The organism is Streptacidiphilus sp. BW17 (genome assembly GCF_041262485.1).
Lineage (GTDB): Bacteria > Actinomycetota > Actinomycetes > Streptomycetales > Streptomycetaceae > Streptacidiphilus.
Window position 1 is genome coordinate 59,271 of the sequence record NZ_JBGCCR010000001.1, and the last position, 26,083, is coordinate 85,353.

At 72.0% G+C, this 26,083-nt stretch carries 21 protein-coding genes and 1 pseudogene; 13 read left to right on the top strand and 9 right to left on the bottom strand.

All coding sequences use genetic code 11. The annotated features are described in order from the left end of the window. The first annotated feature begins 2 nt into the window (after positions 1-2). The 5 genes from ABH940_RS00270 to ABH940_RS00290 all read left to right on the top strand — a co-directional run bounded on the left by ABH940_RS00270 (position 3) and on the right by ABH940_RS00290 (position 8,029). Positions 3-2,618 carry a bifunctional YncE family protein/alkaline phosphatase family protein gene (locus ABH940_RS00270; RefSeq protein WP_370103839.1) on the top strand — a complete coding sequence of 872 codons (2,616 nt, stop codon included), beginning with the start codon at positions 3-5 and terminating at the stop codon, positions 2,616-2,618. 94 nt (positions 2,619-2,712) lie between these two features. Next, positions 2,713-3,180, top strand: a complete 468-nt coding sequence (locus tag ABH940_RS00275; protein WP_370065429.1) for a carboxymuconolactone decarboxylase family protein — start codon at positions 2,713-2,715, stop codon at positions 3,178-3,180. Between the two features lie 5 nt (positions 3,181-3,185). Then, on the top strand, positions 3,186-4,097 hold the full coding sequence (gene sigJ, locus ABH940_RS00280; protein WP_370065427.1) for an RNA polymerase sigma factor SigJ: 912 nt from the start codon (positions 3,186-3,188) through the stop codon (positions 4,095-4,097). 143 nt (positions 4,098-4,240) lie between these two features. Beyond that, positions 4,241-5,608, top strand: a complete 1,368-nt coding sequence (gltX, locus tag ABH940_RS00285; protein WP_370065549.1) for a glutamate--tRNA ligase — start codon at positions 4,241-4,243, stop codon at positions 5,606-5,608. 120 nt (positions 5,609-5,728) lie between these two features. Then, positions 5,729-8,029, top strand: a complete 2,301-nt coding sequence (locus ABH940_RS00290; protein WP_370103841.1) for a germacradienol/geosmin synthase — start codon at positions 5,729-5,731, stop codon at positions 8,027-8,029. An 84-nt stretch (positions 8,030-8,113) separates the two neighbouring features. Here the strand turns inward: ABH940_RS00290 and ABH940_RS00295 are convergent, their stop codons facing one another. Beyond that, positions 8,114-8,917, bottom strand: a complete 804-nt coding sequence (locus ABH940_RS00295; protein WP_370065423.1) for a sulfite exporter TauE/SafE family protein — start codon at positions 8,915-8,917, stop codon at positions 8,114-8,116. Between the two features lie 219 nt (positions 8,918-9,136). On the opposite strand from ABH940_RS00295, the gene ABH940_RS00300 reads away from it, so the two are divergent. Continuing rightward, complete coding sequence (locus ABH940_RS00300) at positions 9,137-10,123, top strand: serine protease (protein ID WP_370065421.1); 987 nt, start codon at positions 9,137-9,139, stop codon at positions 10,121-10,123. Positions 10,124-10,215: 92 nt separating this feature from the next. Continuing rightward, a complete protein-coding gene (locus ABH940_RS00305) occupies positions 10,216-10,782 on the top strand; it encodes a hypothetical protein (RefSeq protein ID WP_370065419.1) in 567 nt (188 codons plus the stop codon). Positions 10,783-10,813: 31 nt separating this feature from the next. On the opposite strand, the gene ABH940_RS00310 is transcribed toward ABH940_RS00305, so the two are convergent. The 3 genes from ABH940_RS00310 to ABH940_RS00320 form a co-directional block, all read right to left on the bottom strand. Next, positions 10,814-11,869: a hypothetical protein gene (locus ABH940_RS00310; RefSeq protein ID WP_370103843.1), complete on the bottom strand. Its 1,056-nt coding sequence runs from the start codon at positions 11,867-11,869 to the stop codon at positions 10,814-10,816. A 189-nt stretch (positions 11,870-12,058) separates the two neighbouring features. After that, complete coding sequence (locus ABH940_RS00315) at positions 12,059-13,207, bottom strand: SPFH domain-containing protein (RefSeq protein WP_370103844.1); 1,149 nt, start codon at positions 13,205-13,207, stop codon at positions 12,059-12,061. A gap of 185 nt (positions 13,208-13,392) precedes the next feature. Then, entirely contained in the window at positions 13,393-13,620 is a 228-nt protein-coding gene (locus ABH940_RS00320) for a hypothetical protein (RefSeq protein ID WP_370065413.1), read from the bottom strand. A gap of 393 nt (positions 13,621-14,013) precedes the next feature. Between ABH940_RS00320 and ABH940_RS00325 the strand changes: the two genes are divergently transcribed. Further along, a complete protein-coding gene (locus ABH940_RS00325) occupies positions 14,014-15,822 on the top strand; it encodes an APC family permease (RefSeq protein ID WP_370065411.1) in 1,809 nt (602 codons plus the stop codon). A gap of 93 nt (positions 15,823-15,915) precedes the next feature. Here ABH940_RS00325 and ABH940_RS00330 read toward each other — a convergent pair whose 3' ends face one another. Beyond that, positions 15,916-17,361, bottom strand: coding sequence for an aminopeptidase P family protein (locus tag ABH940_RS00330; protein ID WP_370065409.1), 1,446 nt, complete (start codon positions 17,359-17,361; stop codon positions 15,916-15,918). Positions 17,362-17,671: 310 nt separating this feature from the next. Here ABH940_RS00330 and ABH940_RS00335 point away from each other — a divergent pair, with 310 nt between their 5' ends. Then, entirely contained in the window at positions 17,672-18,454 is a 783-nt protein-coding gene (locus ABH940_RS00335; protein ID WP_370065407.1) for a hypothetical protein, read from the top strand. A 19-nt stretch (positions 18,455-18,473) separates the two neighbouring features. Here ABH940_RS00335 and ABH940_RS00340 read toward each other — a convergent pair whose 3' ends face one another. Further along, positions 18,474-19,319, bottom strand: a complete 846-nt coding sequence (locus ABH940_RS00340) for an SDR family oxidoreductase (RefSeq protein WP_370103846.1) — start codon at positions 19,317-19,319, stop codon at positions 18,474-18,476. Between the two features lie 64 nt (positions 19,320-19,383). After that, the gene (locus ABH940_RS00345; protein ID WP_370065403.1) at positions 19,384-19,866 is read right to left on the bottom strand and encodes a hypothetical protein; all 483 of its coding nucleotides are present in this window, start codon (positions 19,864-19,866) and stop codon (positions 19,384-19,386) included. A 277-nt stretch (positions 19,867-20,143) separates the two neighbouring features. Here ABH940_RS00345 and ABH940_RS00350 point away from each other — a divergent pair, with 277 nt between their 5' ends. Together ABH940_RS00350 and ABH940_RS00355 are read left to right on the top strand one after the other, a co-directional pair. Next, complete coding sequence (locus tag ABH940_RS00350; protein ID WP_370103848.1) at positions 20,144-20,356, top strand: KTSC domain-containing protein; 213 nt, start codon at positions 20,144-20,146, stop codon at positions 20,354-20,356. A gap of 148 nt (positions 20,357-20,504) precedes the next feature. Next, positions 20,505-21,869 carry a dipeptidase gene (locus tag ABH940_RS00355; RefSeq protein WP_370065399.1) on the top strand — a complete coding sequence of 455 codons (1,365 nt, stop codon included), beginning with the start codon at positions 20,505-20,507 and terminating at the stop codon, positions 21,867-21,869. 39 nt (positions 21,870-21,908) lie between these two features. On the opposite strand, the gene ABH940_RS00360 is transcribed toward ABH940_RS00355, so the two are convergent. Both ABH940_RS00360 and ABH940_RS00365 read right to left on the bottom strand, forming a co-directional pair. Further along, a complete protein-coding gene (locus ABH940_RS00360; protein WP_370065397.1) occupies positions 21,909-22,697 on the bottom strand; it encodes a maleylpyruvate isomerase family mycothiol-dependent enzyme in 789 nt (262 codons plus the stop codon). 40 nt (positions 22,698-22,737) lie between these two features. Beyond that, positions 22,738-23,187, bottom strand: a complete 450-nt coding sequence (locus tag ABH940_RS00365) for a PPOX class F420-dependent oxidoreductase (protein WP_370065395.1) — start codon at positions 23,185-23,187, stop codon at positions 22,738-22,740. A gap of 133 nt (positions 23,188-23,320) precedes the next feature. Here ABH940_RS00365 and ABH940_RS00370 point away from each other — a divergent pair. Together ABH940_RS00370 and ABH940_RS00375 are read left to right on the top strand one after the other, a co-directional pair. Further along, positions 23,321-23,419 (top strand): annotated as a pseudogene (locus ABH940_RS00370) (type II toxin-antitoxin system RelE/ParE family toxin); the annotation flags it as partial. A gap of 165 nt (positions 23,420-23,584) precedes the next feature. Then, complete coding sequence (locus tag ABH940_RS00375; protein ID WP_370065393.1) at positions 23,585-26,014, top strand: ArnT family glycosyltransferase; 2,430 nt, start codon at positions 23,585-23,587, stop codon at positions 26,012-26,014. The last annotated feature ends 69 nt before the right edge of the window (positions 26,015-26,083 follow it).

Consider the following 26,083-nt stretch of genomic DNA (forward strand, 5'->3'; position numbering starts at 1 on the left):
CCATGGAGCGAGAGCGGGTCCACGGCACCGGCGGCATCGGACGACGCATCAGAACCGCGGTCGCCTTCACCGCCCTCGTCGTGGCCGCCGCCGGGACGGCGTACGGCGTCGACATCGGCGGGCGCCACCACGCCGGGCCGGTCGGCGACGGCACCGCGTACACCCCGGCGGGCTGGCGGGTCGCGCCGGTCGGGCGGCAGACCGCGCTGGGCTCGCTGCCCACCGCGTCCGCGCTCAGCCCGGACGGTCGGCTGCTGTTGGTGCTCGACGCGGGTGACGCGCCCAAGGAGTCGCTGCAGGTCGTGGACACCGCGACCAGCACAGTGGTGCAGCGGTTCGACTACGCCAGTCCGGACGGCGTCTACGGCGGCGTCGCCTTCGCTCCGGACGGGCGGCACGCCTACGCGAGCGGCGGCGGATCCGGGACCGTTCACGTCTACTCCGTCGGCCCGGACGACCGGTTGACCCAGGCCCCGGACATCGCGCTGCCGACCGCCAACCCCGCCGGGCGGAAGGTGACGATGTATCCGGCGGGCCTGGCGGTCACGCCGGACGGCAGCCGACTGGTCGTCGCCGATCAACTGGCCGACGCCGTCACCGTGGTGGCCCTGTCGGAGGTGACCGGACCGAGAGCGGCCGCGCCCCCGACGACCTGGACCGTTCCCGTGGGCCACGACCCGTACGACGTCGCCCTCTCCCCCGACGGGCGGCTCGCCTACGTCAGCAACCAGGGTGCCGACACCGTCAGTGTGCTGGCGCTGACCGACGCGAGCCCGCTGCCGGTCCGCACTGTCACCGTCGGGACCCATCCCAACCGGATGACCGTCGACCCGCGTACCGGCACGCTCTACGTCGCCAACAGCGAGAGCGACTCGGTCAGCGTCGTGCACGCGGGCGGGCGCGCCCCAGCGCGCACCTTCGGCCTCGCGCCGTGGCGGGGCGCGCCCGTGGGGTCGAACCCGGACGGCCTCTCGCTCTCCCCCGACCGTCGCCGCCTCTACGTCGCCGACTCCGGCGACAACGACGTCGCGGTGCTGGACGCCGCCGACGGCCGGATGCTGGGCCTGATCCCGACCGCCTGGTACCCGACCGCCGTCACCCCGTCGCGCGACGGCCGCTCGCTCTACGTCGTCAACGCCAAGGGCCTCGGGGCGAGCCCGAACCCCCAGGGCCCCGACCCGTACACGGACGCGGTCCGTCGCGCCAGCGCGCACTGGATCGGCCAGTACTCCGGCACGATGATCGTCGGCAGCCTCTCCACCGTCCCCACGTCGGACGCCGCGACCTTGGCCGGCTGGTCCCGCACGGTCGTCCGCGACGACGGGTTCGGCCGGTTCGACGGGTTCGGCCGTGCCGACCGCAGCGGGGCGCCCGGCACCCCTGTGCCGATGCGGGTCGGCGAGCGCTCGCCGATCACGCACGTCATCTACGTGGTGCGGGAGAACCGCACCTACGACCAGGTGTTCGGCAGCCTGGGCAAGGGCGACGGCGATCCGGCTCTGAACCTCTTCGGTGACGACTCCGCGCCCAACTCCCGTGCGCTGCAACGGACGTTCGTCACCCTCGACAACTTCTACGCCAACGCCGAAGTCAGCGCCCAGGGGTGGAACTGGTCGGTCGGCGCGAACAGCAACCCCTATGTGGAGCAGACCTGGGTGGGCGACTACTCGGGCCGCCACCATCCCTACGAGTACGAGGGAGGCAGCCCGGCCGCCGCGATGAACCGCGACCCGCTCGACGCGTACATCTGGGACCGACTGGCGGACAGGGGCGTCCCGTTCCGCAACTACGGCTTCTACGAGACCGGCCGGGTCTTCAACTCCGGCTCGTCCGGGCCCGATCCGCGGCTGGTCGCGCACAGCGACCCGGACTTCACCGGCTGGGACATCACCTGCCCCGACTCCGGCGGCACCTGGCCCAGCCGCAATCCGGCCTGCACGCCCCGGATCGACGAGTGGCAGCGGGAGTTCACCGGCTACGTGGCCCACCACGACCTGCCGACGGTCACACTGCTGCGGCTGCCGGGCGACCACACCGCGACCACCGCGCCCGGCATGCCGACGCCGACGGCGTACATCGCGGACAACGACTACGCGCTCGGGCGGCTGGTCGACACCGTCTCGCACTCGCCGTACTGGGCCTCCACCGCCATCTTCGTCGTCGAGGACGACGCCCAGGACGGACCGGACCACGTCGACGCGCACCGGACCGAGGCACAGCTCATCAGCCCCTACACGCAGACCGGCAGGGTCGACTCGACCTTCTACTCCACGGTCTCGATGCTGCGCACCATCGAACTCCTCGCGGGCATCGGCCCGATGACGCAGTTCGACGCGCTGGCCACGCCCATGTCCGCGGCCTTCACCGACCAGCCGAACCTGACCCCGTACACGGCGGTCAAGCCGTCGGCGGCGGTCCTCGGCGGCGTCAACCCGGCCACCGGGCCGCTGGCCCGGGAGGCGGCGGGCGAGGACCTGTCGCACGAGGACCAGTTGGACGAGCGGCAGGCCAACGAGGAGATCTGGGCCAGCGTCAAAGGCCTGGACAGCCCGATGCCCGGCAGCGGACCCGACGGCGGACCCGACGGCGGAACGAGCTCGCCGGACGGCGACGGGTGAGGTGTGACGGAGGTCACGAAGGGGCCTGTCACAACCCGACGCGCTGCCCCGTCGAGTGGGAGACAGCGCACCGAGGTCCCGAAAGGACGAAACCATGAGTGAGAACACCGCCGCCGCGCCGGGCCGCCTCAACTGGTACCGGATCGACCCCGACGCCTACCAGGCCATGATGCGCATGGAGGAGGTCGGCACCCAGCAGCTCGACCCGACCCTGCGCGAGCTGGTCAAGATGCGCGCCTCGGGGCTCAACGGCTGCGCCTTCTGCCTCGACATGCACGCCCGCGAGGCCGCCGCGCAGGGCGAGACGCTCCAGCGCCTGGTCGTCGTCGGGGCCTGGGAGGAGGCCGAGCACCTGTTCACCCCGCGCGAGCAGGCCGCCCTGGCGCTGACCGACGCGGTCACCCGGCTGGGGCAGCACGGCGTCCCGGACGAGGTCTGGGAGCGCGCCGCCGGGCAGTTCAACGAGAAGGAACTCGTTCATCTGCTGATGGCGATCGTTACGATCAACGTATGGAACCGGCTGGCCGTGACCACGCAGGCGTACGTCAAGCCGCAGGACTGAACCCCGTGCCGCCCGTCGCCGCGCCGGCCGAATCCGGCAGTGCCGCGTTCCTGGACCAGCGGCCGATGCTGCTGTCCCTCGCGTACCGCCTGCTCGGCTCGGTGCACGAGGCGGAGGACACCGTCCAGGACGCGTACCTGCGCTGGAGTGCGCTCGGCGCGGCGGAACGGGACGAGGTCGCCAACCCGGCGGCCTACCTCACCACCGTCACCACCCGGCTGGCCCTGGACCGGCTCCGCTCGGCCGCGTCCCGGCGCGAGCTCTACGTCGGCTCCTGGCTCCCCGAGCCGCTGCCCGCGTCGGTGGACGCTTGGAGCGACCGCGCCGACCCGGCCGAGCGGGCGGCGCTGCGCGACTCCGCCTCGATGGGCGTGCTGCTGCTCCTGGACCGGCTCGCTCCCGCCGAGCGCGCCGTCTTCGTGCTGCGCGAGGCCTTCGGCGTGCCGTACCCGGAGATCGCCGAGATCCTCACCCGCAGCGAGGAGTCCTGCCGCCAGCTGCTCAGCCGGGCCCGCCGCCGTGTCACCGCCGAGCCGCGCCGGACGGACCGGCTCGATCCCGAGCGGGGCCGACCGCTGGTCGACGCGTTCCTGGCCGCCGCCCGGGGCGGTGACCTCGCCCGGCTGGAGTCGCTGCTGCGCGAGGACGTGGTGGCGATCACCGACGGCAACGGCATGCCCGGCGCGGGGCGCAACCCGATCCACGGCTCGGCGAAGGCCGCCCGCCTCTGGACCAAGGTCTTCGAGCGCTTCTACAGCTCCGGCGACATCCGGCACGCCTGGTACAACGGCGCACCGGCGCTGGAGATCCGGACTCCGGTGCGCAGGGTGGTCTACGTCTTCGAGTTCGACGACGCGGGCCTGATCTCCCGTGTCTTCGCCGTGCTCACCCCCGAGAAGCTCAGCCACCTGAGCTGAACCCGGCCGTCCCGGCGGTGGACCCCGACGCGCCACGTCCGCGTGGCACGGTTACTCGGCGGCGAGCTGCCCCGTGGGCTCGATACTCTTGCCCCATGTCTGCTACTCCGGTACGTGTCCGCTTCGCCCCCTCGCCCACCGGCATGTTCCACGTCGGCGGCGCGCGTTCCGCTCTGTACAACTGGGCCGTGGCGCGACAGTCCGACGGCGGCGTCTTCGTGCTCCGCATCGAGGACACCGACGCCGCGCGCAACAAGCCGGAGTGGATCGACGGCATCATCAGCGCGCTCGCCGCGATCGGGATCAGCAAGGACGATCCGGCCTTCGAGGGCCCCTACTTCCAGTCCCACAACGCGGACCGCCACCGCGAGGCGGCAGCGCAGCTGCGCGACGCCGGGCGCGCGTACTACTGCGACTGCACCCGCGAGGAACTCGCCAAGCGCACCGGCTCCGAGCAGCTGGGCTACGACGGCTTCTGCCGCGAGCGGGGCCTTGCGTACGCCGAGGGCCGCGCGCTCCGCTTCCGCACGCCGGACGAGGGCGAGACGCTGGTCAAGGACGTCGTCCGCGGCGACACGGTCTTCCCGAACAAGGCCATCGAGGACTTCGTCATCGCGCGCGGCGACGGCTCCCCGGTCTTCCTGCTGGCCAACGTCGTCGACGACCTCGACGAGCGGATCACCGAGGTCATCCGCGGCGAGGAGCACCTCTCCAACACGCCCAAGCAGCAGCTGCTCTGGGAGGCGCTGGGCGCGACCCCGCCGGTCTGGGCGCACCTGTCGGTGATCGTCAACGAGAAGCGGCAGAAGCTCTCCAAGCGCCGCGACAAGGTCGCGCTGGAGGACTACCTGGCCGAGGGCTTCCTGCCGGACGCCATGGTCAACTACCTGATGCTGCTGGGCTGGGCCCCGGGCGCCGACGAGGAGATCCTGCCCTTCGCGGAGCTGCAGCGCCGCTTCCGGATCGAGGACGTCAACACCTCGCCGGCCTTCTTCGACATCAAGAAGCTGACGGCGTTCAACGGCGAGTACATCCGGGCCCTCAGCCCCGAGCAGTTCCTGGCCGCGTGCGCGCCCTACCTGGTCGCCCCGCACGCCAACTGGACCCCGGAGCAGTTCGACCGGGCCCTCTTCGAGCGGATCGCCCCGCTGGCGCAGACCCGCCTCGCGGTGCTGTCGGAGATCACCGCCAACGTCGACTTCCTCTTCCTGGACCAGCCGGTCGAGGACGAGGCCTCCTGGACCAAGGCGATGAAGCCGGGCGCGGCCGAGGTCCTGCGCGACGCCCGCGCCGCGTACGAGACGGCGGAGTGGGCGGCGGAGCCGCTGAAGCAGACCCTCCTGGAGATCGGCGAGCGCCACGGCCTCAAGCTCGGCAAGGCCCAGGCCCCGGTCCGCGTCGCGGTCACCGGCCGCACCGTCGGCCTCCCGCTGTTCGAGTCCCTCGAGGCGCTGGGCCGCGACCGCGTGCTGGCCCGACTCGACGCTGCGCTCGCGAAGCTGGAGCAGTAAGAGCACCGGGAAGTTGCACTGTCCGGGGGCGCGGTTCCCCGCGCCCCCGGACAGTGCATCTGACGATATGACTTGTTCCGCCCCGGAATTCCCGGGCAACCGCCCGGGTAGTCCCAGCGCGTGACTTCTGCCGCGCACGCGCAACAGCCCTTCGTCCTCCCCGAGTTCTACGTCCCCCACCCCGCGCGGCTGAGTCCGCACCTGGAGCGGGCGCGGGCCCACACCAAGGAGTGGGCCCGGTCGATGGGCATGCTGGAGGGCTCCGGCGTCTGGGACGAACGGGACCTCACCGCGCACGACTACGCGCTGCTCTGCGCCTACACGCACCCCGACGCGTCCGCCGAGGACCTGGACACGGTGACCGACTGGTACGTCTGGGTCTTCTTCTTCGACGACCACTTCCTGGAGCTCTTCAAACGCACGCAGGACCGTGCGGGCGCCAAGGCCTACCTCGACCGCCTCCCGGCGTTCATGCCGCTCGACCTCGCGGACGGGATGCCCGAGCCGACCAATCCCGTCGAGGCGGGTCTCGCCGACCTGTGGCGGCGGACCGTGCCGCATCTGTCGCCGGGCTGGCGGGCGCGGTTCGCGGAGAGCACCCGCAATCTGCTCAACGAGTCGCTGTGGGAGCTGTCCAACATCAACGCCGGGCGGATCGCCAACCCGGTCGAGTACATCGAGATGCGCCGCAAGGTCGGCGGCGCGCCCTGGTCGGCCGGACTGGTGGAGTTCGCCGCGCGGGCGGAGGTGCCGGAGCGGGTTGCGCACGGAAGGCCGCTGCGTGTGCTCCGCGACGCCTTCTCGGACGCGGTGCACCTGCGGAACGACCTCTTCTCGTACCAGCGCGAGGTCGAGGACGAGGGTGAACTCAGCAACGGCGTCCTGGTGTTGGAGACCTTCCTCAACTGCTCCACCCAGGAGGCGGCCGACGCCGTCAACGACCTGCTGACCTCACGGCTGCACCAGTTCGAGCACACCGCGCTGACCGAGGTGCCCGAGCTGGTGACGACGCAGCGGCTCGACCCCGTCGAGGTCGCCGCCGTCTTCGCCTACGCGAAGGGCCTGCAGGACTGGCAGTCCGGCGGGCACGAGTGGCATCTGCGCTCCTCCCGCTACATGAACGAGGGCGCGCTGGACGGCGCCGCCCGGACCCCGCTCGGACTCGGCGGCCTGCTGCCCGGCGTCGGCCTGTCGGCCGCCGATATCAAGGCGCTGACGAACCGTCTGGGGCTCAAGCGGATCCGCAGCTTCACCCATGTGCCGCACCAGCGCGTCGGACCGTCCCAGGTGCCGGTCCCCGCACCGCCGTTCCCGCTGACGCTGAGCCCGCATCTGGACGGCGCGCGCGAGCGGCTGCGGAGCTGGTGCGCGGAGACGGGGCTGTACAGCGAGGGCCTCTGGGACGACCAGTTGCTCGCGGAGATGGACTTCGCCCTCTGCGCGGCCGGGATCCTCCCGGACGGCAGCGCGGAGGACGTCGACCTGGCCGCGCAGTGGCTGGCCTGGGGCACCTACGCGGACGACTACTACCCGCTCGTCTTCGGCCGCACCGGCGACCACGCCGCCGCCCGGCTCGCCAACGCGCGACTGCGCACGCTGATGCCGGTGCGCCCGGACGATGCGCCCGGTCGACCGACCACGCCGCTCGAGCGTGGGCTGGCCGACCTGTGGCAGCGCACCGTCTCCGGCCTGGACCAGGGCGCGCGCTGGGCGGTCTTCGACTCCGTCGTCGTGATGCTGGACAGCTGGATCTGGGAGCTGGACAACCAGGCGCTGCACCGGATCCCGGACCCGGTCGACTACGTCGAGATGCGCCGCGACACCTTCGGCGCGTCGCTGACCATGGCGCTGACGCGCCTCGGCAAGCCGGCCCTGCTGCCGAACGCCTTCTACGCGAGCGGCACGGTCCGCGCGATCGAGGGAGCGGTGGCCGACTACTGCTGCCTCCTCAACGACCTGCACTCCTATCAGAAGGAGGTCGAGTTCGAGGGCGAGCTGCACAACGCCGTACTGGTGGTGCAGAACTTCTTCGACTGCGACTACCCGACGGCCGTCGCCGTGGTCGCCGACCTGGCCGACTCCCGGCTGCGGCAGTACCAGCACCTGGTCACCGAGGAACTCCCGGTGGTCTGCGCGGACCTGGAACTCGACGCCGACCAGCTGGCGGCCGTGACCGGCTTCCTGCGGGAGCTGGAGGACTGGGCGGCCGCGATCCACCGCTGGCACGCGGAGAGCGGCCGCTACCGCGAACGCGAGCTCCTGGCTCGCTACGGCGGCGGACCGGCGGGCGCCCGGACCGGCCCCCGGCCCTCGGCCGGGGGTACCGCCATGGGCCCGAAGGCCCTCACCTTCCCCTCCGGCCCGTCGGGGCTCGGGACGCAGTCGGCGCGCATTCCCGTATTCGCGTCCCGGCAGGGGTGACGCGTCGGTCCTCGGCCAGAGGGCTGAACTCCGTACCGCTCGGCGGAGTTCAGCCCGACCGATCCCCCCTCACGCGAGGCAGCGTCAGGTCAGCACGACGCGAAGGATGGCGACCAGCCCGACCGCGACGATCACGCCGCGCAGCGCGGGCGGCGGCAGCCGTCGTCCGACCAGCGCACCCAGCTGGCCGCCGATCACCGAGCCGACCGCGACCAGCAGCACCGCCCGCCAGTCGATCGGCGCGCTGAACAGGAAGAACACCGCCGCGATCCCGTTGATCAGCAGTGCCAGCACGTTCTTGACCGCGTTGATCTGCTGGAGTCCCCTGTCCAGCAGCAGCCCCATCAGCCCGAGCAACAGCACGCCCTGCGCCGCGCCGAAGTAGCCGCCGTAGATCCCGCACAGGAAGACACCGACCAGCAGCGCCCGTCCGCCGAACTCCGGACGCGGCTTGTCGCTCTGCCGCGCCGCCAACCGCTTGGCCAGCAGCGGCTGCACCAACACCAGCACCAGCGCGGCCGCGATCAGCACCGGCACGGCCGCGGTGAAGGCCCCGGCGGGCAGCTCCACCAGCAGCGTCGCCCCGGTCAGACCGCCGAGCAGCGCTGCCGCGCCGAGCCGACGCAGCAGCCCGCCCTGGTCCGCGAGCTCGCGCCGGTAACCTATGGCGCCGCTGATCGAGCCCGGCACCAGGCCGAGCGTGTTCGACACGTTCGCCGTGATCGGCGGCAGCCCGGCTGCGAGCAGCACCGGGAAGGTGATCAGCGTCCCCGAGCCGACCACGGTATTGATCATGCCTGCGCCGATTCCGGCCGCACAGACGCCCAACTGGGTCCAGCCGGACGCACCGGCCAGCCCTGCTGCGGCAGTCGTCACCACTCCGCTCATTCATCGTCCCCTTGTTCGGTGATCCAGCCCGCGTACGAACAGGCGGTGCCGGTCATGGTCCGTACAGCGAGCTTCTCATCCAGCTCCCATGTAGCTCCCACGGGCGTCTCAGTTCGCAGGGGAAGTCTCGGAATGCGGAAGCAGACTTCGGCACCTCCGGTGCCCCCGTAACGGCCGGTCACCTCCGCAACGAACGAACCCGGCGGAAGGGACACACCGATGGGCCTGCACAGCGGAACACGTCTGACGCGTGGCGTGGGCTACCGCTGTCGTGCAGGTGCGCTGGTCGGAAGCGGTCTGCTGCTCGCCGGGGTGACGCTCAGCTTCACCTCCGCACAGGAGGGGACGGCGTCGGCGGCGGGGACGCAGATGGTCCCGGTCGGGAGCACGACCCCGATGACACCCGCGCCCAGGTCCGCGCCCGAGCCGAAGTCCTCGCCCAAGGCGGCTCCCAAGGCCGCGCCCACGCACACCCCCACCCCGACACCAGCCCCCACAGTGACCGCCGTCCCGACGGCGGACGTGCCGGAGACCGCGTCCGGGCAGTCGCAGGTGCTGTCCGCGTCCCAGCAGTCCGCCAAGGTCGGCGCGATCTTCTCCTCGTCCTCGATCGCCCCCGGCAACCACCACTGCACCGCGAGCGTCGTCGACAGCCCCTCCGGCGACGTGATCGTCACCGCCGCGCACTGCCTCTCCGCCGGCAACGGCGGCGGCGCGGTCTTCGTCCCCGACTACCGCGACGGCGGCACGCCGGACGGCGTCTGGCAGATCACGCAGGTGGTGGAGAGCAGCGGCTGGACCGGCGACGGCGACCAGGACGACGACGTGGCCTTCGCGGTCGTCGCCTCGCAGAACGGCCGCAGCCTCCAGTCGGCGGTCGGCGGCGGCTACACGCTCTCGACCCAGAGCACGACGACCGCCCAGGTCCAGCTCACCGGCTACCCGTCGGCGACGGACGAGCCGATCACCTGCACGGGCTCGGCGTCGGCGTTCTCCAGCACGCAGCTCACCATCTACTGCACGGCCTTCACCGGCGGCACCAGCGGCAGCGCGTGGCTCGCCGGCTACGACCCCGCGACGGACTCGGGCAGCATCATCGGCGTCATCGGCGGCTACGAACAGGGCGGCGACACCGCGGACACGTCGTACAGCATCGTCTTCACGCCGGCGACGCAGAGCCTGTACGACGAGGTCGCGTCCAGCTAGGCCCTGTCTGAGTGCCGTGAGGAGTTCACCAGAACCGTAACGACCGTGCCGCAGCAGGCCGCAGGCAGGCCTTGAGCAGGTAGGTTCCGGCTGTGCGATTCGATGCCGTGCCCAAGCCTCCGACCGTCGCCGACCGTCCGCAGGACGGGCGCGGCTACCCCGTGCCCGCGATCACCCCGTTCGAGGACGGGCAGCCGCAGTTCGCGCGGACCGACTACGCGCGCAGCGCGGACTGCGCGGTGCGGCGGCTCTGCTCGGTCTGCGGCACGGCCATGCCCGCCGGACCGGTCTGGCGGGTCGTCGGAGCGGGCGAGGCGGAGGCCATCGGCGCGGCGCGCGCCGCCGGGCGTCCGTACCGGAACCTGCAGCCCACCTGGGAGGGCCCGGGCCACCGGGCGTGCATGCTCTACGCCTCGATGGTCTGCCCGTACCTCGGCCGCCCGCAGGCGCGGCGCCGTGTCCTTGACCGCGGCACCGCGCGCGGCGCGACCGGCGCCGTGGTCGGGTTCGCCGACTACGAGTACGCGGTGCTGGAGTCCCAGGTGCTCTTCCGCTTCGTCGACGTCGTCGAGTTCCTCCCCCACGACGACGCTGCGACCACGCATCTGGCGGCACTGGAGACCGAACTCGCCTCCAGGCCGCCGAAGGAGCGCTCCTGAGCGAAGGAAGTGGCGAGTCCGGTGCGCGTGCTCAGGGACGGTAGGCGGGAAGGCCGGTCGCCGTGGTGACCAGGCGGGGTGCGGCGGAGCCGGTGAGCGGCAGGACCTCGATGCCCTGCGGAGTGCGGACGGCGACCGAGTGGCCGTCCGGAGAGACGGCCGGCTCGGTGTAGTCGGTGGTGGCGTTCGGCGTGAGGTCGACCGGGGTGGAGCCGTGCAGGCCGTTCTCCTCGAAGACGTGGTCGTGCCCGGCGACCGAGCGAACGAAGACCATATCCTCCGAGTCCTGGTCGGCCATCGCCGGCTCGGAGCCGTTGGTGAGCTTCCAGCCCATCTGCCGCAGGTAGTCGTCGCGGATGTAGACGTCGCCGTCGACGCTGTTGGCGTAAATGGTGTCGCCCATGTGGCCGCTGTTGATCCAGGTGTTGCCGGCCGTGGGCGGCGGCGTGGCGTTCGAGCCGAACATGCCGTTGAGCCCGAGGACCGTCGGGGTGGCGTCGACCGCGGTGGCCGGAACCTGCATCAGCTTGCTCGAAGCGCCGGATCCGGCGACGAAGAAGAGGTTGGCGCGTGCGGGAAGGTGGTCCGGGTTGCTCGCCGGGACGGCCTGCCAGGCCGGGTGCGACCACGGCTGGTTGCCGGGGTTGCGGGCGGCGGTGACCCGGTGGCTGCCGTCCGGGTCGGCGACGTCGAGGTTGCCGCTGCCGTCGATGAACGCGGCCTTGCTGCCGTCCGGCGACCAGGCCAGATCACGCACCACGACGCCGAAGTCGACCCAGGAGCCGTTGATCAGCACGCGGTCGGTGCCGTTGCTGACGGTCAGTCCGGCGGTTCCGGCCCCGCTCCAGGAGGCGGTCGTCGCGGCGCCACCGCCGGTGGAGCCGCCGGAACCGCCGGTGGTACCACCGGAGTTGCCGCCGCCCTTGGCGGGCGCGGCGGGGGCGGACCCGGACCCCGAGGCGGTGGGAGCGGGAGGCGAGGACGACGACGCGGATCCGCCCCCGTTCGGCCCGCACGCGGTAAGCAGGCCGCCGGCGGTCACGGACAGGACGAGTGCTGCGGCAGCTATGGTCGAACGAGCACGCATGACGGATCCCCCCAGAGATCAGGTCTCTCAACTGTGGTTCCGACCAAGCGTTCTGATCACTTCGGGATCATTCTGGGATCGCTTGAGCGGCTGAGATGAGAGTGCCCGGATCCCGTCAGGAAACAGTCCGGCGGCTGTCACAGCCCTGCAACAGCCGCCGGTCATGCTTGCCACCTGACTCAAGGACCGTCAGTCGACCTCGATCTGACCGCCGTTCAGCTCCTTGCGCTGCGGCTTGCGCTCCTCAGCGGAGCCGCTCGGGGTGCCCAGGTTGCGGCGGACCGAGTCCAGGATGGTCAGGCCCTGGCCGACCAGTCCGGCGGCGATCTCGCCCAGGCCGTCGGCACCGTTCAGCACGTTGACGTTGGCGCCCTGGAGACCGGCCGAGGCCTCCTTGACGATCTGCGGCAGCTGGTCGATCAGCATCCGGTCCAGCGCGACGCGGTCGTGCGACGCGGCGGCCTCGGCCTGGATCTTCATCCGCTCGGCCTCGGCCAGGGCCAGCACCCGGATCCGCTCGGCCTCGGCCTCGGCCGGCTTGACGATCTCGGCGACCAGCTGCTGCTGCCGCAGCTCGGCGGCGCGCTGGGCCAGCTCGGTCTGGGCCGAGAGCACCTCCTGCTGGGCGTGCGCGGCGGCCAGCGGACCGGCCTGCGCGGCCTGGGCCTGGGCCCGGTCGACCTCGGCGTTGTACTGGGCCTTGACGACCGCGGTCTGCCGCGCGTACTCGGCCTGGTTCCGCGCCGCCGCCTGCTCGGCCTCGGCCGCGGCCTGGGTGGCCTGGGCCTGGGCGATCTGGGCCGCCCGCTGGATGTTGGCCTTGTGCGGCGCGGACATCGCCCCGATGTAGCCGGTGTCGCCGTCGTCGATGGACTGGATCTGCAGCGAGTCGACGATCAGGCCGATCTTGGCCATCTCGGCCTTGGAGGTCTCCAGCACCTCGGTGGCCAGCTTCTGGCGCTCGGTGACGATCTCCTCGACCGTCATCGAGCCGATGATGGAACGGAGGTGACCGGCGAAGATCCGGCCGGTCAGGATCGACATCTGATCCTGGTCGGACAGGAAGCGCTGGCCGGCGTTGACGATCGACTCGTGGTCGTTGCCCACCTTGAACGCGATCACGGCGCGGACCGTGAGCGCGATGCCCTGACGGGTCACGCAGGTCTCGGCGACCTCCGACTCGCACATGGCGAGAGTCAGAAAGCGGGTCTTGCGGAAGACCGGCAGCACGAACTTGCCGTGGCCGGTGACGACCCGGAACGGTGCTCCCCCGAGCCCACGCCTGCCACCGGAGATCAACATCGCCTCGTCGGGGGCCGGAACGCGGTAACCGAACATCTCTCTTGTCTCCTCTGAAGAAGAAAAACCCCGTTTTTGCAGCTGTACGGCCCTCGTGGCGGGTTTCCCGTGGTCCCCATGGTTCCCTCGGATTCCCGGGTTACCCCTGGATTCCGTCGGTTTCCCTGGCTCCCTTGGGATTTCCCGCCCCGAGCCGCTTCCGGGCCGCCCCCGGACCTGGTCGCTCAGACCTGGTCGTCCGGGTCGGCCCACTCGATCACGTCCACCTGCCGCGCCCCGCGCGACTCGATGACCAGCACCGTGGCGCCGACCGGCAGTGGCTCCTCCGACCAGGCCATGAAGGCCTCGGTACCGCCGCGGACCCGGACCAGCACTTCACCGGGTCCGGCGCTGCCGCGGGTGGCGATGAGCAGTCGTCCGGTGCAGCCGATCACGGCCTCGTCGCCAGACATCCTCGCGCGCCCCTTTCCGGTGTTCCTGCCGTTCCGGTGTTCCTGCCGTTCCTGCTTGTCCCACGTTGCTGCGGATCAAGACCCTAGCGCTGTTCACCCGCGCTGAATGCGTCCGGGCGCCGGAAAACGTCCCAGCAAGGTTCAGCGCGGTGTGCAGCGAGGTGTGTGGGGCACCGAATGCGTCCGGGCGGCGCACTCTGCGTCTGCTTCCTATGCTGGTCTTGTCACTGGACTTGTCATCTCACCGGACACGTCACGTGCACAGTTGTCGCAGCCAGGCGCCGATATCGGTGGCGCCCCGTTCCCTCGGCCCGCTCGGGCGCCCCGATCGCACGGATCACCGGTATCGCCGACTCTGACCCGGTCGGAACGTCGGAACGAAGGTGAATCCGTATGGCTACCGCGACCGCGCCTTCCAAGGGGGCGCCCTCACACGCACTGAAACGTGACATCGGGCTGATCGGCCTGACCTGGACCTCCGTAGGATCCATCATCGGTTCCGGATGGCTCTTCGGCGCGCTGTTCGCCGCGCAGGCGGCTGGTACTGCGGCGTTGGTGTCCTGGGGCATCGGCGCCGGCGCCATCATCATCCTGGCCTTCGTCCACGCGGAGCTCGGGGCGGCCTATCCGGTCGCGGGCGGGACCGGCCGGTTTCCGCACTACGCCTTCGGCACCGCGGCGGGCGCGTCCTTCGGATGGTTCTCCTGGCTGCAGGCGGTCACCGTGGCGCCGATCGAGGTGCTGGCCGCGCTGAACTACCTCAGCGTCCACGCCACCTGGATCCAGACCGGTAAGAACCACCTGACCGGCGGCGGCTACGCCCTGGCCGTGGCCTTCATGGCCTTCTTCGTCGTGGTCAACTGGTTCGGCATCCGGGTGCTCGCGAACACCAACTCCGCCGCCACGTGGTGGAAGATCGCCATCCCGGTCTTCACCATCATCGTCTTCGCGTCCACCCATTTCCACGGTAGTAACTTCGCCTACCAGGGGTTCTCGCCGTTCGGGGCCAAGGGCGTGCTCTCGGCGGTGAGCACCAGCGGCATCATCTTCGCCCTGTTGGGCTTCGAGCAGGCCGACCAGTTGGCCGGTGAGAGCAAGAACCCCAAGCGCGACATCCCGGTCGCGGTGATCGGCTCGATTCTGATCGGTGCGACGATCTACATCCTGCTGCAGGTGGTCTTCATCGGCGCGTTGCCGCACAGCGCGTTCGCGCACGGCTGGGCCAACCTGTCCTTCGCTGGCAAGGCGGGCCCGTTCGCCGGTCTGGCCACCACGGTCGGCCTGGGCTGGCTGGCCACGATCCTGTACATCGACGCGGTGGTCTCGCCTGCGGGCACCGGCCTGATCTACACCACCGCGACGTCCCGCGTCTCGTACGGACTGTCCCGCAACGGCTATGTGCCGTCGATCTTCGAGCGGACCACCAAGCGCGGCGTGCCGTGGTTCAGCCTGTTCTTCGCCTTCGTGATGGGCCTGGTCGTCTTCCTGCCCTTCCCGACCTGGCAGAAGCTGGTCGGCTTCATCACCTCGGCGAGCGTGCTGATGTACGCGGGCGCGCCGCTGGCCTTCGGCGTGCTGCGGATCTCCGACCCGGCGCGCAACCGTCCGTACCGGCTTCCGGGCGGCGGGTTCTGGTCACCGGTCGCGTTCATCGTCGCGAACCTGATCATCTACTGGTCCGGCTTCGACACGCTGTGGCGCCTGGGCCTGGGCATCCTCCTCGGCTACCTGTTGGTGGGCACGTCGGTGGTGTTCAAGCTGAACCCGAACACGCCGCACCTGGACTGGAAGTCCGCACAGTGGCTGCCGGTGTACCTGATCGGCATGGGCGTCATCTCCTGGCAGGGCGGCTTCTGCAGCAGCGGCCCCGCCAGCACCACGTCCTGCGGAGCGACCAACCGCCTGCCGCTGTGGTGGGACATCATGACGGTGGCTCTGTTCAGCCTGGTCATCTACTACTGGGCCCGTGCGGTCCGGCTCCCGGCCGAGGAGACCCAGGAGTACATCGGCTCCGTGGACGTCGGCGGACCGGGCGAAACCGGCGGCGCGAACGGAACGGGTGGAACGGGTGGAACGGGCGGAACGGGCGGCGGCTCCGACAGCGATGCGGGCGGTCCGAGCAGCTCCGGCGGTTCCAGCGGCGGCCCCAGCGGCTTCGACGGCCCGACCGGACCCGGCGGCCCGGGCCTGTCCAAACGCTGATCCCCGGCCGTCCATCCGGCTTTCCCCGAAAGCTGCCTGACCTAGCGTCAGGCAGCTGTCCCTGTCGGCACCTTGGCGAGGCCGCTCGGAGCGTCAGCCGCGCAGGGCGGCCATCCAGGTCTCGATCGCGTCGGCGTCGCGGGGAAGGGCGGCGGAGAGGTTCTCGTTGCCGTCCGGGGTGACCAGGAGGTCGTCCTCGATGCGGACGCCGATCCCGCGGTACTCCTCGGGAACGGTCAGGTCGTCGGGCTGGAAGTAGAGGCCGGGTTCGACGGTGAGCACCATGCCCGCCGCCAGGGTGCCGTCGACGTAGGACTCGGTGCGGGCCTCGGCACAGTCGTGGACGTCCATGCCGAGCATGTGGCCGGTGCCGGCCAGGGTCCAGCGGCGCTGGAGGCCGAGCGCGACCACCTCGTCCACCGGCCGGTCGCCGAACAGGCCCCAGGCGACCAGGTGTTCGGCCAGTACGCGCTGCGCGGCGTCGTGGAAGTCACGGTAGGCCGCGCCCGGCTTGACGGCGGCGATGCCCGCCTCCTGGGCGGCGAGGACCGCGTCGTAGATCTTCCGCTGGAGCGGGGTGAACCGGCCGTCGACGGGCAGAGTGCGGGTGACATCGGCCGTGTAGAGGTGGCGGGTCTCCACCCCGGCGTCCAGCAGCAGGAGTTCGCCGGAGCGGACCGGTCCGTCGTTGCGGACCCAGTGCATGACCGTGGCGTGCGGGCCCGCGGCGCAGATGGAGTTGTACCCGACCGCATTGCCCTCGACGCGGGCACGCAGGTAGAAGACACCCTCGAGGTAGCGCTCGGAGGTGGCCTCGGCCTGCTCCAGCGCGCGCACCGCGTCCTCGAAGCCGCGGGCCGTCGACGCGCACGCGGAGCGCAGCTCGGCTATCTCGAACTCGTCCTTGACCAGCCGCTGTTCGGCGAGGAAGGCACGCAGCTCCTCATCCCGCCCGGCATCGGACCTGTCGCCCAGGGCGGCCTCGGCGCCTGCGTCGTGTCCACGCAGCACCCGGACCGCCGGGCCGGTGACGGCGGAGAGCTCGTCGGCGAGCGTGCGGACGTCGCGGCAAGGAAGGCCGAGCAGGCGCTCGTTCTCGGTCAGGCTGTTGCGGCGGCCGTCCCAGAGCTCACCGTGGTAGTCGAGCCAGAACTCGCCGGTGTCACGGTCGGAACGCGGCAGGACGTACGCGACGGCGTCATGGCCGCGGCCCTGCGCCGTCGGGGTCAGCACCAGCACGCCGTCCTCCGACTGGTCGCCGGTGAGGTAGGCGTACTCGGTCGAGGGCCGGAACGGGTAGTCCATGTCGTTGGCCCGGACCTTGCGGTTGCCGGAGGGGACGACCAGCAGTTCGCCCGGAAAGCGGGCGGAGAGCTCGGCGCGGCGGCGCGCGGTGTGCGCGGCCTGCGGGAGGGGCTCCAGGTCGTGCCGCTCGGTGTCGGCCCAGCCATGCCGCATGGCGTCGGCGAGCTCCGCGCTGACGCCCGGATAGAGGCCGTTCTTGCGCGCCTTGATGGCCGGCTCGGAACGCTCGGTCACGACTGCCTCCTGCACGACGGCCGGGACGCCCCGGACGATCTGGACGCCCCGGACGACCCGTATGGGTATCTGGCCCGTACGGTATCCCGCCGCACTGACAGCAACGGCGGTGCCGGCCTTCCGTGGCAGCCGGTGCGGAACCGGGACAACGTCAATGCACGTAGCCGTAGTTCACACGAGCAGGTGAGGTAGCCGTTGGCCACGGCGTTGCGCGGGCATGGCGGCCCTAGCATCGGCACCGCAACCGGACCTTCCTCTCCGGTTTCCGCCGACGAGGAGCGACGAGGAACGACGAGGAGTTCCGCGCCCCATGCCCAACCTCCCTGCCCCGACCGCGCACCTGCCGCTGCAGGCCGCACGTTGCCAGTACGAGGGCCTGCCGATCCATGCCCACCCGCCGTTCGGCGTGCTGCGCCCGACGCGCCGGATCCGCGAACACGCACGCATGCGTCTGTCCGGCATCCCCACCCAGGGCACCCCGTCGAGCTACTCGGTGGGCGACTGGGTCACCGTCCGCAGCGCGGAGGAGATCCGCGCCACGCTGGACGCGACGGACCGCCTGCGCGGCCTCTGGTTCACCGGCAGCCAGTGGAGCTTCTGCGGCGGCACGTACCAGGTCGAGCACGTGGTCCGGCGGATGATGGACGACCACTACCGGATGCGCCGCGTCGCCCGCACCGTTACCCTGCACGCCGCGACCTGCGCGGGTGCGGGCCCCGGCGACGCGGGCTGCGGCCTGGGCTGCGCGCTGCTCTTCCGCGACGAGTGGCTCCGACCGGCGCAGACGCCCGCGCCCCGGCCGGAACCCGCCCACTACGCCACCGTCCGCAGCCTGCAGGAGATCCAGCAGACACTGGACTCCTCGGGTTCGCTGTTGGGCGTCCCCTTCCACACGGCCATGGCGCGCTTCGTCGGTATGCGCCTGCCGGTCCTCGGCGAGGTCCGCTCGAGGGCGCTGCCGCGCTGGCAGTACCAGGTCGGCGAGTGGTACCAGCTGGACGGCGTCCGCTGCGCGGGCGAGCCGCTGGCCGGTCTGGGCTGCGACCGGCAGTGCGCGCTGCTGTGGCACCGCTCCTGGCTGGTTCTGGAGTAGCGAGCGGCGCGCCCTCACCTCACCGCTTCCGGTAGGCGAGCCGCTTCGGCGCGTCGAGCCCGGCGAGGTACTCCTCGAAGCCGATCCGCCCGTAGGGCTCGCCCGGCACCAGGTTGGCCCCGGCTCGCAGCGCGCCGAAGGCCCGGCCGGGGAGGCGCAGCGGCAAGAGTGGACGGCCCGCGCGCCCGGTCGCGGCGAGGTACGCGCGGGCCAGGTCCCGCGCGTCCCGAGCGGCAGGGCCGCCGATGTCCGGCGCCTGTCCGCCGACCGGCTCGGCGGCGGCCAACTCGGCGAGCCGAACTGCCACGTCCCGCACGTCGATCGGCTGGAACCGCACCGAAGGCACCGGCACCACCGGCAGTTTGGCCGCCGCCGCGAACAACGTCCGCACCAGGTCATGGAACTGGGTCGCCCGCTGGATCGTGTACGGCAGCCCGGACGTGGCGAAGACCTGCTCGGCCTCCGCCTTGGCCCGGTAGTAGCCGAGCGGGATCCGGTCGATCCCGACGATCGACACGTAGACCAGGTGCGGCCCGCCTCCGGAGGCGGTGGCCCCGGCAGCCCTGGCCCCCGCCACCAGGTTCCGCGCCAGCGCCGCCTCCTGGCCCCGCCCGAACGCGGTCGCGCAGTGCACGACCACGTCCGCACCGTCCAGCGCCTCGGCGACCCCGCTCCCGCGCTGCAGATCGGCGACAGCCCACCCGTACGCCCGCTCACCGCCGGTCGCGGGGCGACGACTGACCACCCGCACGTCCCGCCCCTGCTCCACCAGCCGCTCGACCACAACCCTCCCGAGCACCCCGGTCCCTCCGGTCACCACGACCGTGCCGCCGCTCATCCGCACCACGCCTTCCGCTCGCCTCATCTGCTGCCAACAGGAGGACAGCCGAGCGCCCCGGACCGTGACATGCCGCGCCGTACGGCAGTGCCTACTCCGCCGGATCGGCGGGATACGCGCCACCGCGGAAGAGCAGGCTCAGGTGCGGGCGCGGACGCGTCGCGTGGACATGGGCGGCGTCCGAGCGGTCCGCCGGGCGGTCGCGCTCCGGCGCGGCCAGGTCGCGCAGGCGGTCGAGTCCGGCCAGGACCTCGTCCCGGCTGTCGGCGCGCTTCATCCACAGCGGCAGTCGCGAGATCATCGCCAGGGTCGGCGTCGGTCCGCGCTCGCGCAGCCGCACGCCGACGAAGGCGGCCAACTCGTCGACGTGCTCCTCGTTGTAGGCCCACAGGATCCGCCCGACGCAACGGGTCTGGAGCCAGAGCGGTTCCCCGAAGAACGGGTCCTCCGTCCCGCCCGGCGTCACCCCGCGCAGGCCCGCGCGCTCCATGCCGGGCCGCCAACTCCGGTGCTCCCCGCACGCGGCGCAGGAGAGCCGACGCGGCAGGAAGAGCAGCGCGCTCGTGTACTTCACCTCCTGCGTCCCGGGCCTCGGCAACACCACCGCCCGTCCCTCGCACCTCGGGCACACCACGTACAGCCGCCCCGCGAACCCCGCCAACCACCGGCCGTCCCCCCGATGCCGCTCCGGGTCGCGCCCACCTCCGCCACCGCTCACGCCACTCACGCCAGTCATGCCGCCCACGCTGGCACGCCCATGCCCCGCCCCGCGACCGGATTCCCGCCCGCCGTCCCTCCCGTCCCCGCGCTCCCGGCGGGCGGGCGCAGACCCGCGGACCCATCCTGGAACCATGCGCCGCAGCAGCGTCGACTCCTCCTGCCTCCGCGCGGTCGGCTACGACGCGTCGGGGCGGCTGCTGGAGCTGGAGTTCATCGCAGGGACGGTCTACGACTACGCCGCCGTCCCGCCGTCGGTCCACGACGGCCTGCTCCACGCGGAGAGCCTCGGCCGCTACTTCAACCGCCACATCCGCGGCCACTTCCGCTACCGCCGGGTCTCCTGATCAAGCCCTCTCAGACAACCCGGGCGCGACGGATCTCGCGGCCGATCTAGAGTGGCTGGAGATTTCCCGGTCCACGGGCACGGCGCGGAACCCTGCGCACCCTGCGCGTGGCCCGTTGCCAGCACCCACAAGGAGCTAAGGAGCACAGATGGCCAAGGCCCTCGCCGAGGCGGTCGCCTCGCTGATGCCGCGTGCGCGGGAGGAGCTCGCCGAGCTCGTCGCGTTCCAGTCGGTCGCCGATCCGCGGCAGTTCCCGGTCAGCGAGTGCGAGAAGGCCGCGCGCTGGGTCGCGGACGCGCTGCGCGCCGAAGGGTTCGCCGAGGTGGACGTGCTGGACACGCCGGACGGGACGCAGTCCGTCTACGGCTGCCTGCCCGGCCCCGAGGGCGCGCCAACGGTACTGCTCTACGCCCACTACGACGTGCAGCCGCCGCTGGACGTGGACGCCTGGGACACCCCGCCGTTCGAGCTGACCGAGCGCGACGGCCGCTGGTACGGCCGCGGCGCGGCGGACTGCAAGGGCGGCGTGCTGATGCACCTGCTCGCGCTGCGCGCCCTGCGCGCCGAGGGCGGCGTGCCGGTGACGGTCAAGGTGATCGTCGAGGGCTCGGAGGAGCAGGGCACCGGCGGCCTGGAGCGCTACGCCGAGGCCCACCCCGAGTTGCTCGCCGCCGACGCGATCGTCATCGGCGACTGCGGCAACTTCCGCGTCGGCCTGCCGACGGTCACCGCGACGCTGCGCGGTATGACGCTGGTCGAGGTCGGCGTCCGCACGCTCCGCGGCAACCTGCACTCGGGCCAGTTCGGCGGCGCAGCCCCGGACGCGCTCGCCGCGTTGATCCGGATGCTGGACTCGCTGCGCGACGAGACCGGCGCGACCGTGGTCACCGGCCTGGAGGCGCAGGCCGGGAAGACCTGGGAGGGCCTGCAGTACGACGAGGCCATGTTCCGCTCCGACGCCAAGGTGCTCGACGGCGTCGGCCTGATCGGTACCGGCACCGTCGCCGACCGGATCTGGGCCCGGCCGGCCGCGACCGTGCTCGGCATCGACTGCCCGCCCGTCGTCGGCGCCACCCCGTCCGTGCAGGCCGAGGCGAAGGCGCTGGTCAGCCTGCGCGTGCCGCCGGGTCTGAACGCCGCCGACGCGCAGGACGCGCTGGCCTCGCACCTGACGGCCGCCGCCCCGTGGGGCGCGCAGGTCGAGGTCACCCCGCGCGGCCAGGGCCAGCCCTTCCGCGCCGACGTCACCAGCCCGGCGTACGCGGCGATGTCCGAGGCGCTCTCGACGGCGTACGACGGCGAGGAGATGCAGGTGGCGGGCCAGGGCGGCTCGATCCCGCTGTGCAACACGCTGGCGTCGCTCTACCCGCAGGCGGAGATCCTGCTGATCGGCCTCAGCGAGCCGGAGGCGCAGATCCACGCGGTCAACGAGAGCGTCTCGCCGGAGGAGTTGGAGCGACTCTCGCTGGCCGAGGCCCTCTTCCTGCGCGGCTACGCGGAGAGCAAGGCGTAGCGGCAGCAGATACGCGCCCGGGCCCTCGCCGTCAGCTGCTCACCCCCAGGCGGGAGTTGGCGGCAAGGGCCACGGCGGTGGGGTCGGCAGCGTGGCCCCGTCCGCACCGGTGACGGCGAGCTCAGCGGCGAGCTTGCCGCCGGACTCGGCGCCCAGCTCGGCCCCGGGCTCAGCGCCGGGTTTGCCGCTCCGGCCGCTGAGCCAGCCGAGCAGCGCGTGGCCGGGGCCGGTCACCACCGGGTCACTCGCTGCGGCGGACAGCTGCCACTCCCGCCCCAGGTCGGTCGCCTCGATCCGGGTGACCGGGAAGTCCCGGGCAGCCAGGCCGGGGGCGGTGCTGTCGAGCGCCCAAGTGACGTACGCGGCAGGCCAGTCGGCGGGGCTGTAGTCGGCGGCGAGGTCGACGCGGTGGTGCTCCAGCTCGCGCCAGCAGCGGTACAGCGTGAACCACGCCGGATGCCGGTAGCCGCCGAGCGCGGTGACCAGCACCTCCCACCGCTCCGCCGGGACGGTCGCGGCGAGGTCCAGCAGCCCGCCCACGCTGCCACGCAGATCCGCCGCGAGCGCGGCGGCTCCGTGGTCGGCGCCCTCCGCGACGGCCCGCGCCAGCGCCGCCCCGTCCGCGCGCGGGCCGGGCTCACGGCCGGTCGCGGCCAGCGTCACCAGCCACTGGTACGCCTCGGCGGCGCGGGCCACATGGACCACGACCTGGCTCCGGTTCCACCCCGCCAGCGCTGACGGAGCCCGCACCTCGTCGTCGCTCATCCCGTCGAGCTGCCCGGCGAACCCGTCCAGCGAACGGCGTACCTCGTCGATGATCTCCCTCATGGCCGCACTGTACTGATCCCGCTCGGCCGTTGACGGCTGCTCAGCCGGACACGTCCTTCATCGCGACGACCTGGTCCACCCGCGCCCGGACCAGGTACTCGCCGGGAACGGCGTTGCGCGCGCCGAACTCCTCCGCCCGCGCCGCGCCCATGTAGCGACCACCGATCCGGGTCGCCCAGCGCCGCAACTGCTCCAGGTCCTCGACGAGTTCGAGCACCGTGCACTCCAGCATCACGAAGCTGAACGGCGGCTGCTGATCGTCCACGCAGAGCGCGAACCGCGGATCGCGCCGCAGCGCAGCGGCCTTGACCGACTTCTCCCCGGTGTTGAACAGCAGCACCGGCCGCCCGTCGACCTGCTCGTCCTCGTGCAGCAGGAACCACACGGGGGTGACGTGCGGCCGTCCGTCCCGCCGCGTCACGGCGAGCTTCCCGGTCCGCGTGCCCGCCAGCACGAACGCCTGCCACTCCGCCTCGCTCATCGTCGCCATTCCCGCATCCTGGCACGGCGCGGGCGCTTCAACCGGGAAGGAACGGGCCCGCGCCGTCTCCGACGATGTGTGCGCCGCTACGCCCGGACACTGGTGATCTCCGTCGTCATCACGAAAGAACGGTCCGGACGGAGTCGGGGACTACCGCGTCGTGTACACGGTGGAAAACGGTCAATTGAGCGTGTGGGTCCTGCGAGTCGGAAACCGCCGCGAGGTCTACCGCAACCTGTAGGAGAGGGACGTCCGCGACCTGCGCGTTTCGACGGTGGCAGACGCACCGCAACCGGGGCGGGCATGTTCATGCTCGGGCAAGACCTTGACGTGGGACGGGTGTGAATCCCTCCCAATCGGGCGGTTTCCTGAGGAAATTCTCATCTTGGCCGCAGAGCCTGCCCGCATGGCTACCAGTGTGCTCACCGCGCCTCCGGAGTCGGTGCCGGTCAGGCCCCGGCGTCGGAGAGCGTTCTGGCAATCCCCCGAAGACCAGCCCGGCTATGCCAGACCCGCGCTCCTCGGCATCGCCGTCGTCGCGGCCGTGCTCTTCGCATGGGGGATCGACCAGGCCGCCTTCCACAGCTTCTACGCGAACGCCGCCCGCAGTGGTTCGGAGAGCTGGAAGGCGTTCATCTTCGGCTCGTTCGACCCCGCGAGCACCATCACGCTCGACAAGCTGCCCGGCTTCGTCTGGCCGCAGGCGCTCTCCGCGCGGATCTTCGGGTTCCACCCGTGGTCGGTCGCGCTGCCGCAGGCGATCGAGGGCGTGCTGGCCGTGCTCGTGCTGTACAAGGCCGTACAGCGCTGGGCCGGAGCGAACGCGGCGCTGCTCACCTGCGGGCTGTTCACGCTGACCCCGGTGATCGCCGGCCTGTTCCGCACCTCCGTCGAGGACCCGGCGTTCACGCTGCTGCTGATCTGCGCGGCCGAGGCGGCGCAGCGCGCGGCGCAGACGGGACGGCTGCGGACGCTGCTGATGTCGGGCGTGTGGGTCGGACTGGCCTTCCAGACGAAGATGCTGGAGTCGTGGGCGGTGCTGCCCGCGCTGGCCGTGATCTACCTGGTGTCCGCGCCCTCGACGCTGCGCCGCCGGATCGGGCATGTGGCGCTGGCGGGCGTGGTGACGGTCGCCGTCTCGGCGTCGTGGATCCTGCTGGTGACGGTGACCCCGGCCAAGGACCGCCCGTACGTGGACGGGACGACGAACAACTCCGCGTTCAGCATGGTGGTCGGCTACAACTTCCTGAACCGCTTCTCCTCGGTCGGCATGAGCGCGTCCGACAGCGGCAGCGTCCAGGGCGGCATGTTCGGCGGCGGCAAGGGCGGCCACGGGGGCGGCGGCGCAGGCCTCGGCGCGCACTCGGGCACCGGCGCTGGCGCCGGGACCGGGACCGGGACGGCGGGTGGCGGCTCGGCCGCGTCCGGTGCCGGTTCCGGTTCCGGGACCACCTCCGCCAAGGCGATGGCCTCGGCGGCCATGGCGCTCGGCAACGGGAGTGCCGGCAGCGGCTGGGGCAAGATGTTCGGCTCCGCGATCACCTCGCAGACCGGATGGCTGTACCCGCTCGCCGCGCTCTCCCTCGTCCTCGGCCTGGTCTGGAGTCGGCGCAGGCCTCGAACTGACGCGCTGCGCGCCGGGTTTCTGATGTGGGGCACCTGGCTCGCCATGTTCTTCCTGGCCTTCAGCGCCGGAAGCGTCGGCGGCCACAGCTACTACATGGGCGTCATCGCGACGCCGCTTGCCGCGCTGAGCGGCGTGGGGCTGGTGCAGCTCTGGCGCGGGTACCGCGCGGGCGGCCGACGCGTGTGGGCGCTGCCCGTCGCGATCGTGTCGACGGTGGCTTACGCCGTGGTGCTCTCCGACCCCTACCCCTCCTTCCGGCCGTGGGCGATGTGGCTGGCGATCGTCGCGGGCGTGGTCTCGCTGGGGCTGCTGTACGCGGCGAAGATGCCGCGCTTCTCGGGTCGGCGGATCGCGGTGGCGGGCCTGGTGGCCGGTCTGGTCGCGGTGGTCGCGACTCCCGCCGCGTGGGCGACGTCGGTGCTGGGCGGTTCCGGCAGCGGCATGGCCGGGATGATGGGCACGGTCGGCCCCGCGTCCTCGCAGGGCTTCGGCGGCGGCGCTGCGGCGCCCGGCGGCGGACACCGTGAGGGCTTCGGCGGCGCAGAGGGATCCGGCGGATTCGGTGGCTTCGGCGGTGCCGCGGCCGGTGCGGGCGGATTCGGCGGGTTCGGCGACCGGTCCGGCAAGAGCGGCAGCGGTCGCGCCGGGATGGCCGGTGGCGGCGGGTTCGGATCTTCGTCCGGTTCGCTGACCGCGCAGCAGCAGCAACTGTTCACCTACGTCTCCGCGCACGCGGACGGCGCCCGTTACCTGATGGCGACCACCAGCTGGAGCACCGCGTCGCCGTACATCCTGGCCACGGGCAAGGAGGTGCTGCCGATGGGCGGCTTCTCCGGTGACGCACCGAGCCCGTCCCTGGCGCAGTTCCAACAGCTGGTCAGCAGTGGTCAGTTGCACTACGTGCTGCTCGGTGGCGGCGGCATGGGCGGCTTCGGCGGAGGCGGCGGCAGCACGTCGCCGACGACGGCCGTGCAGAACTGGGTCCGCCAGTCCTGCACCGTCGTCCCGGCCGGCGACTACGGCGGCACCTCGACCGGCACCTCGTCGACGAAGTCGCCCTCCGGAACCGCAGGCGGAGGCGGAGCCTTCGGCGGGTTCGGAGGGTTCGGCGGCGGCGGGTTCGGCGGAGGCGGGTTCGGCGCTGGCGGCTTCGGCGGCGCCCGCAGTGCCACGCAGCAGCAGCTGTACCGCTGCGGCACCGGCAGCTGACCTCGGCGGCACCGTCCCGCGTACGTGATCAGGCCCGGCTTCGGCCGGGCCTGATCCGTGTCCGCACCC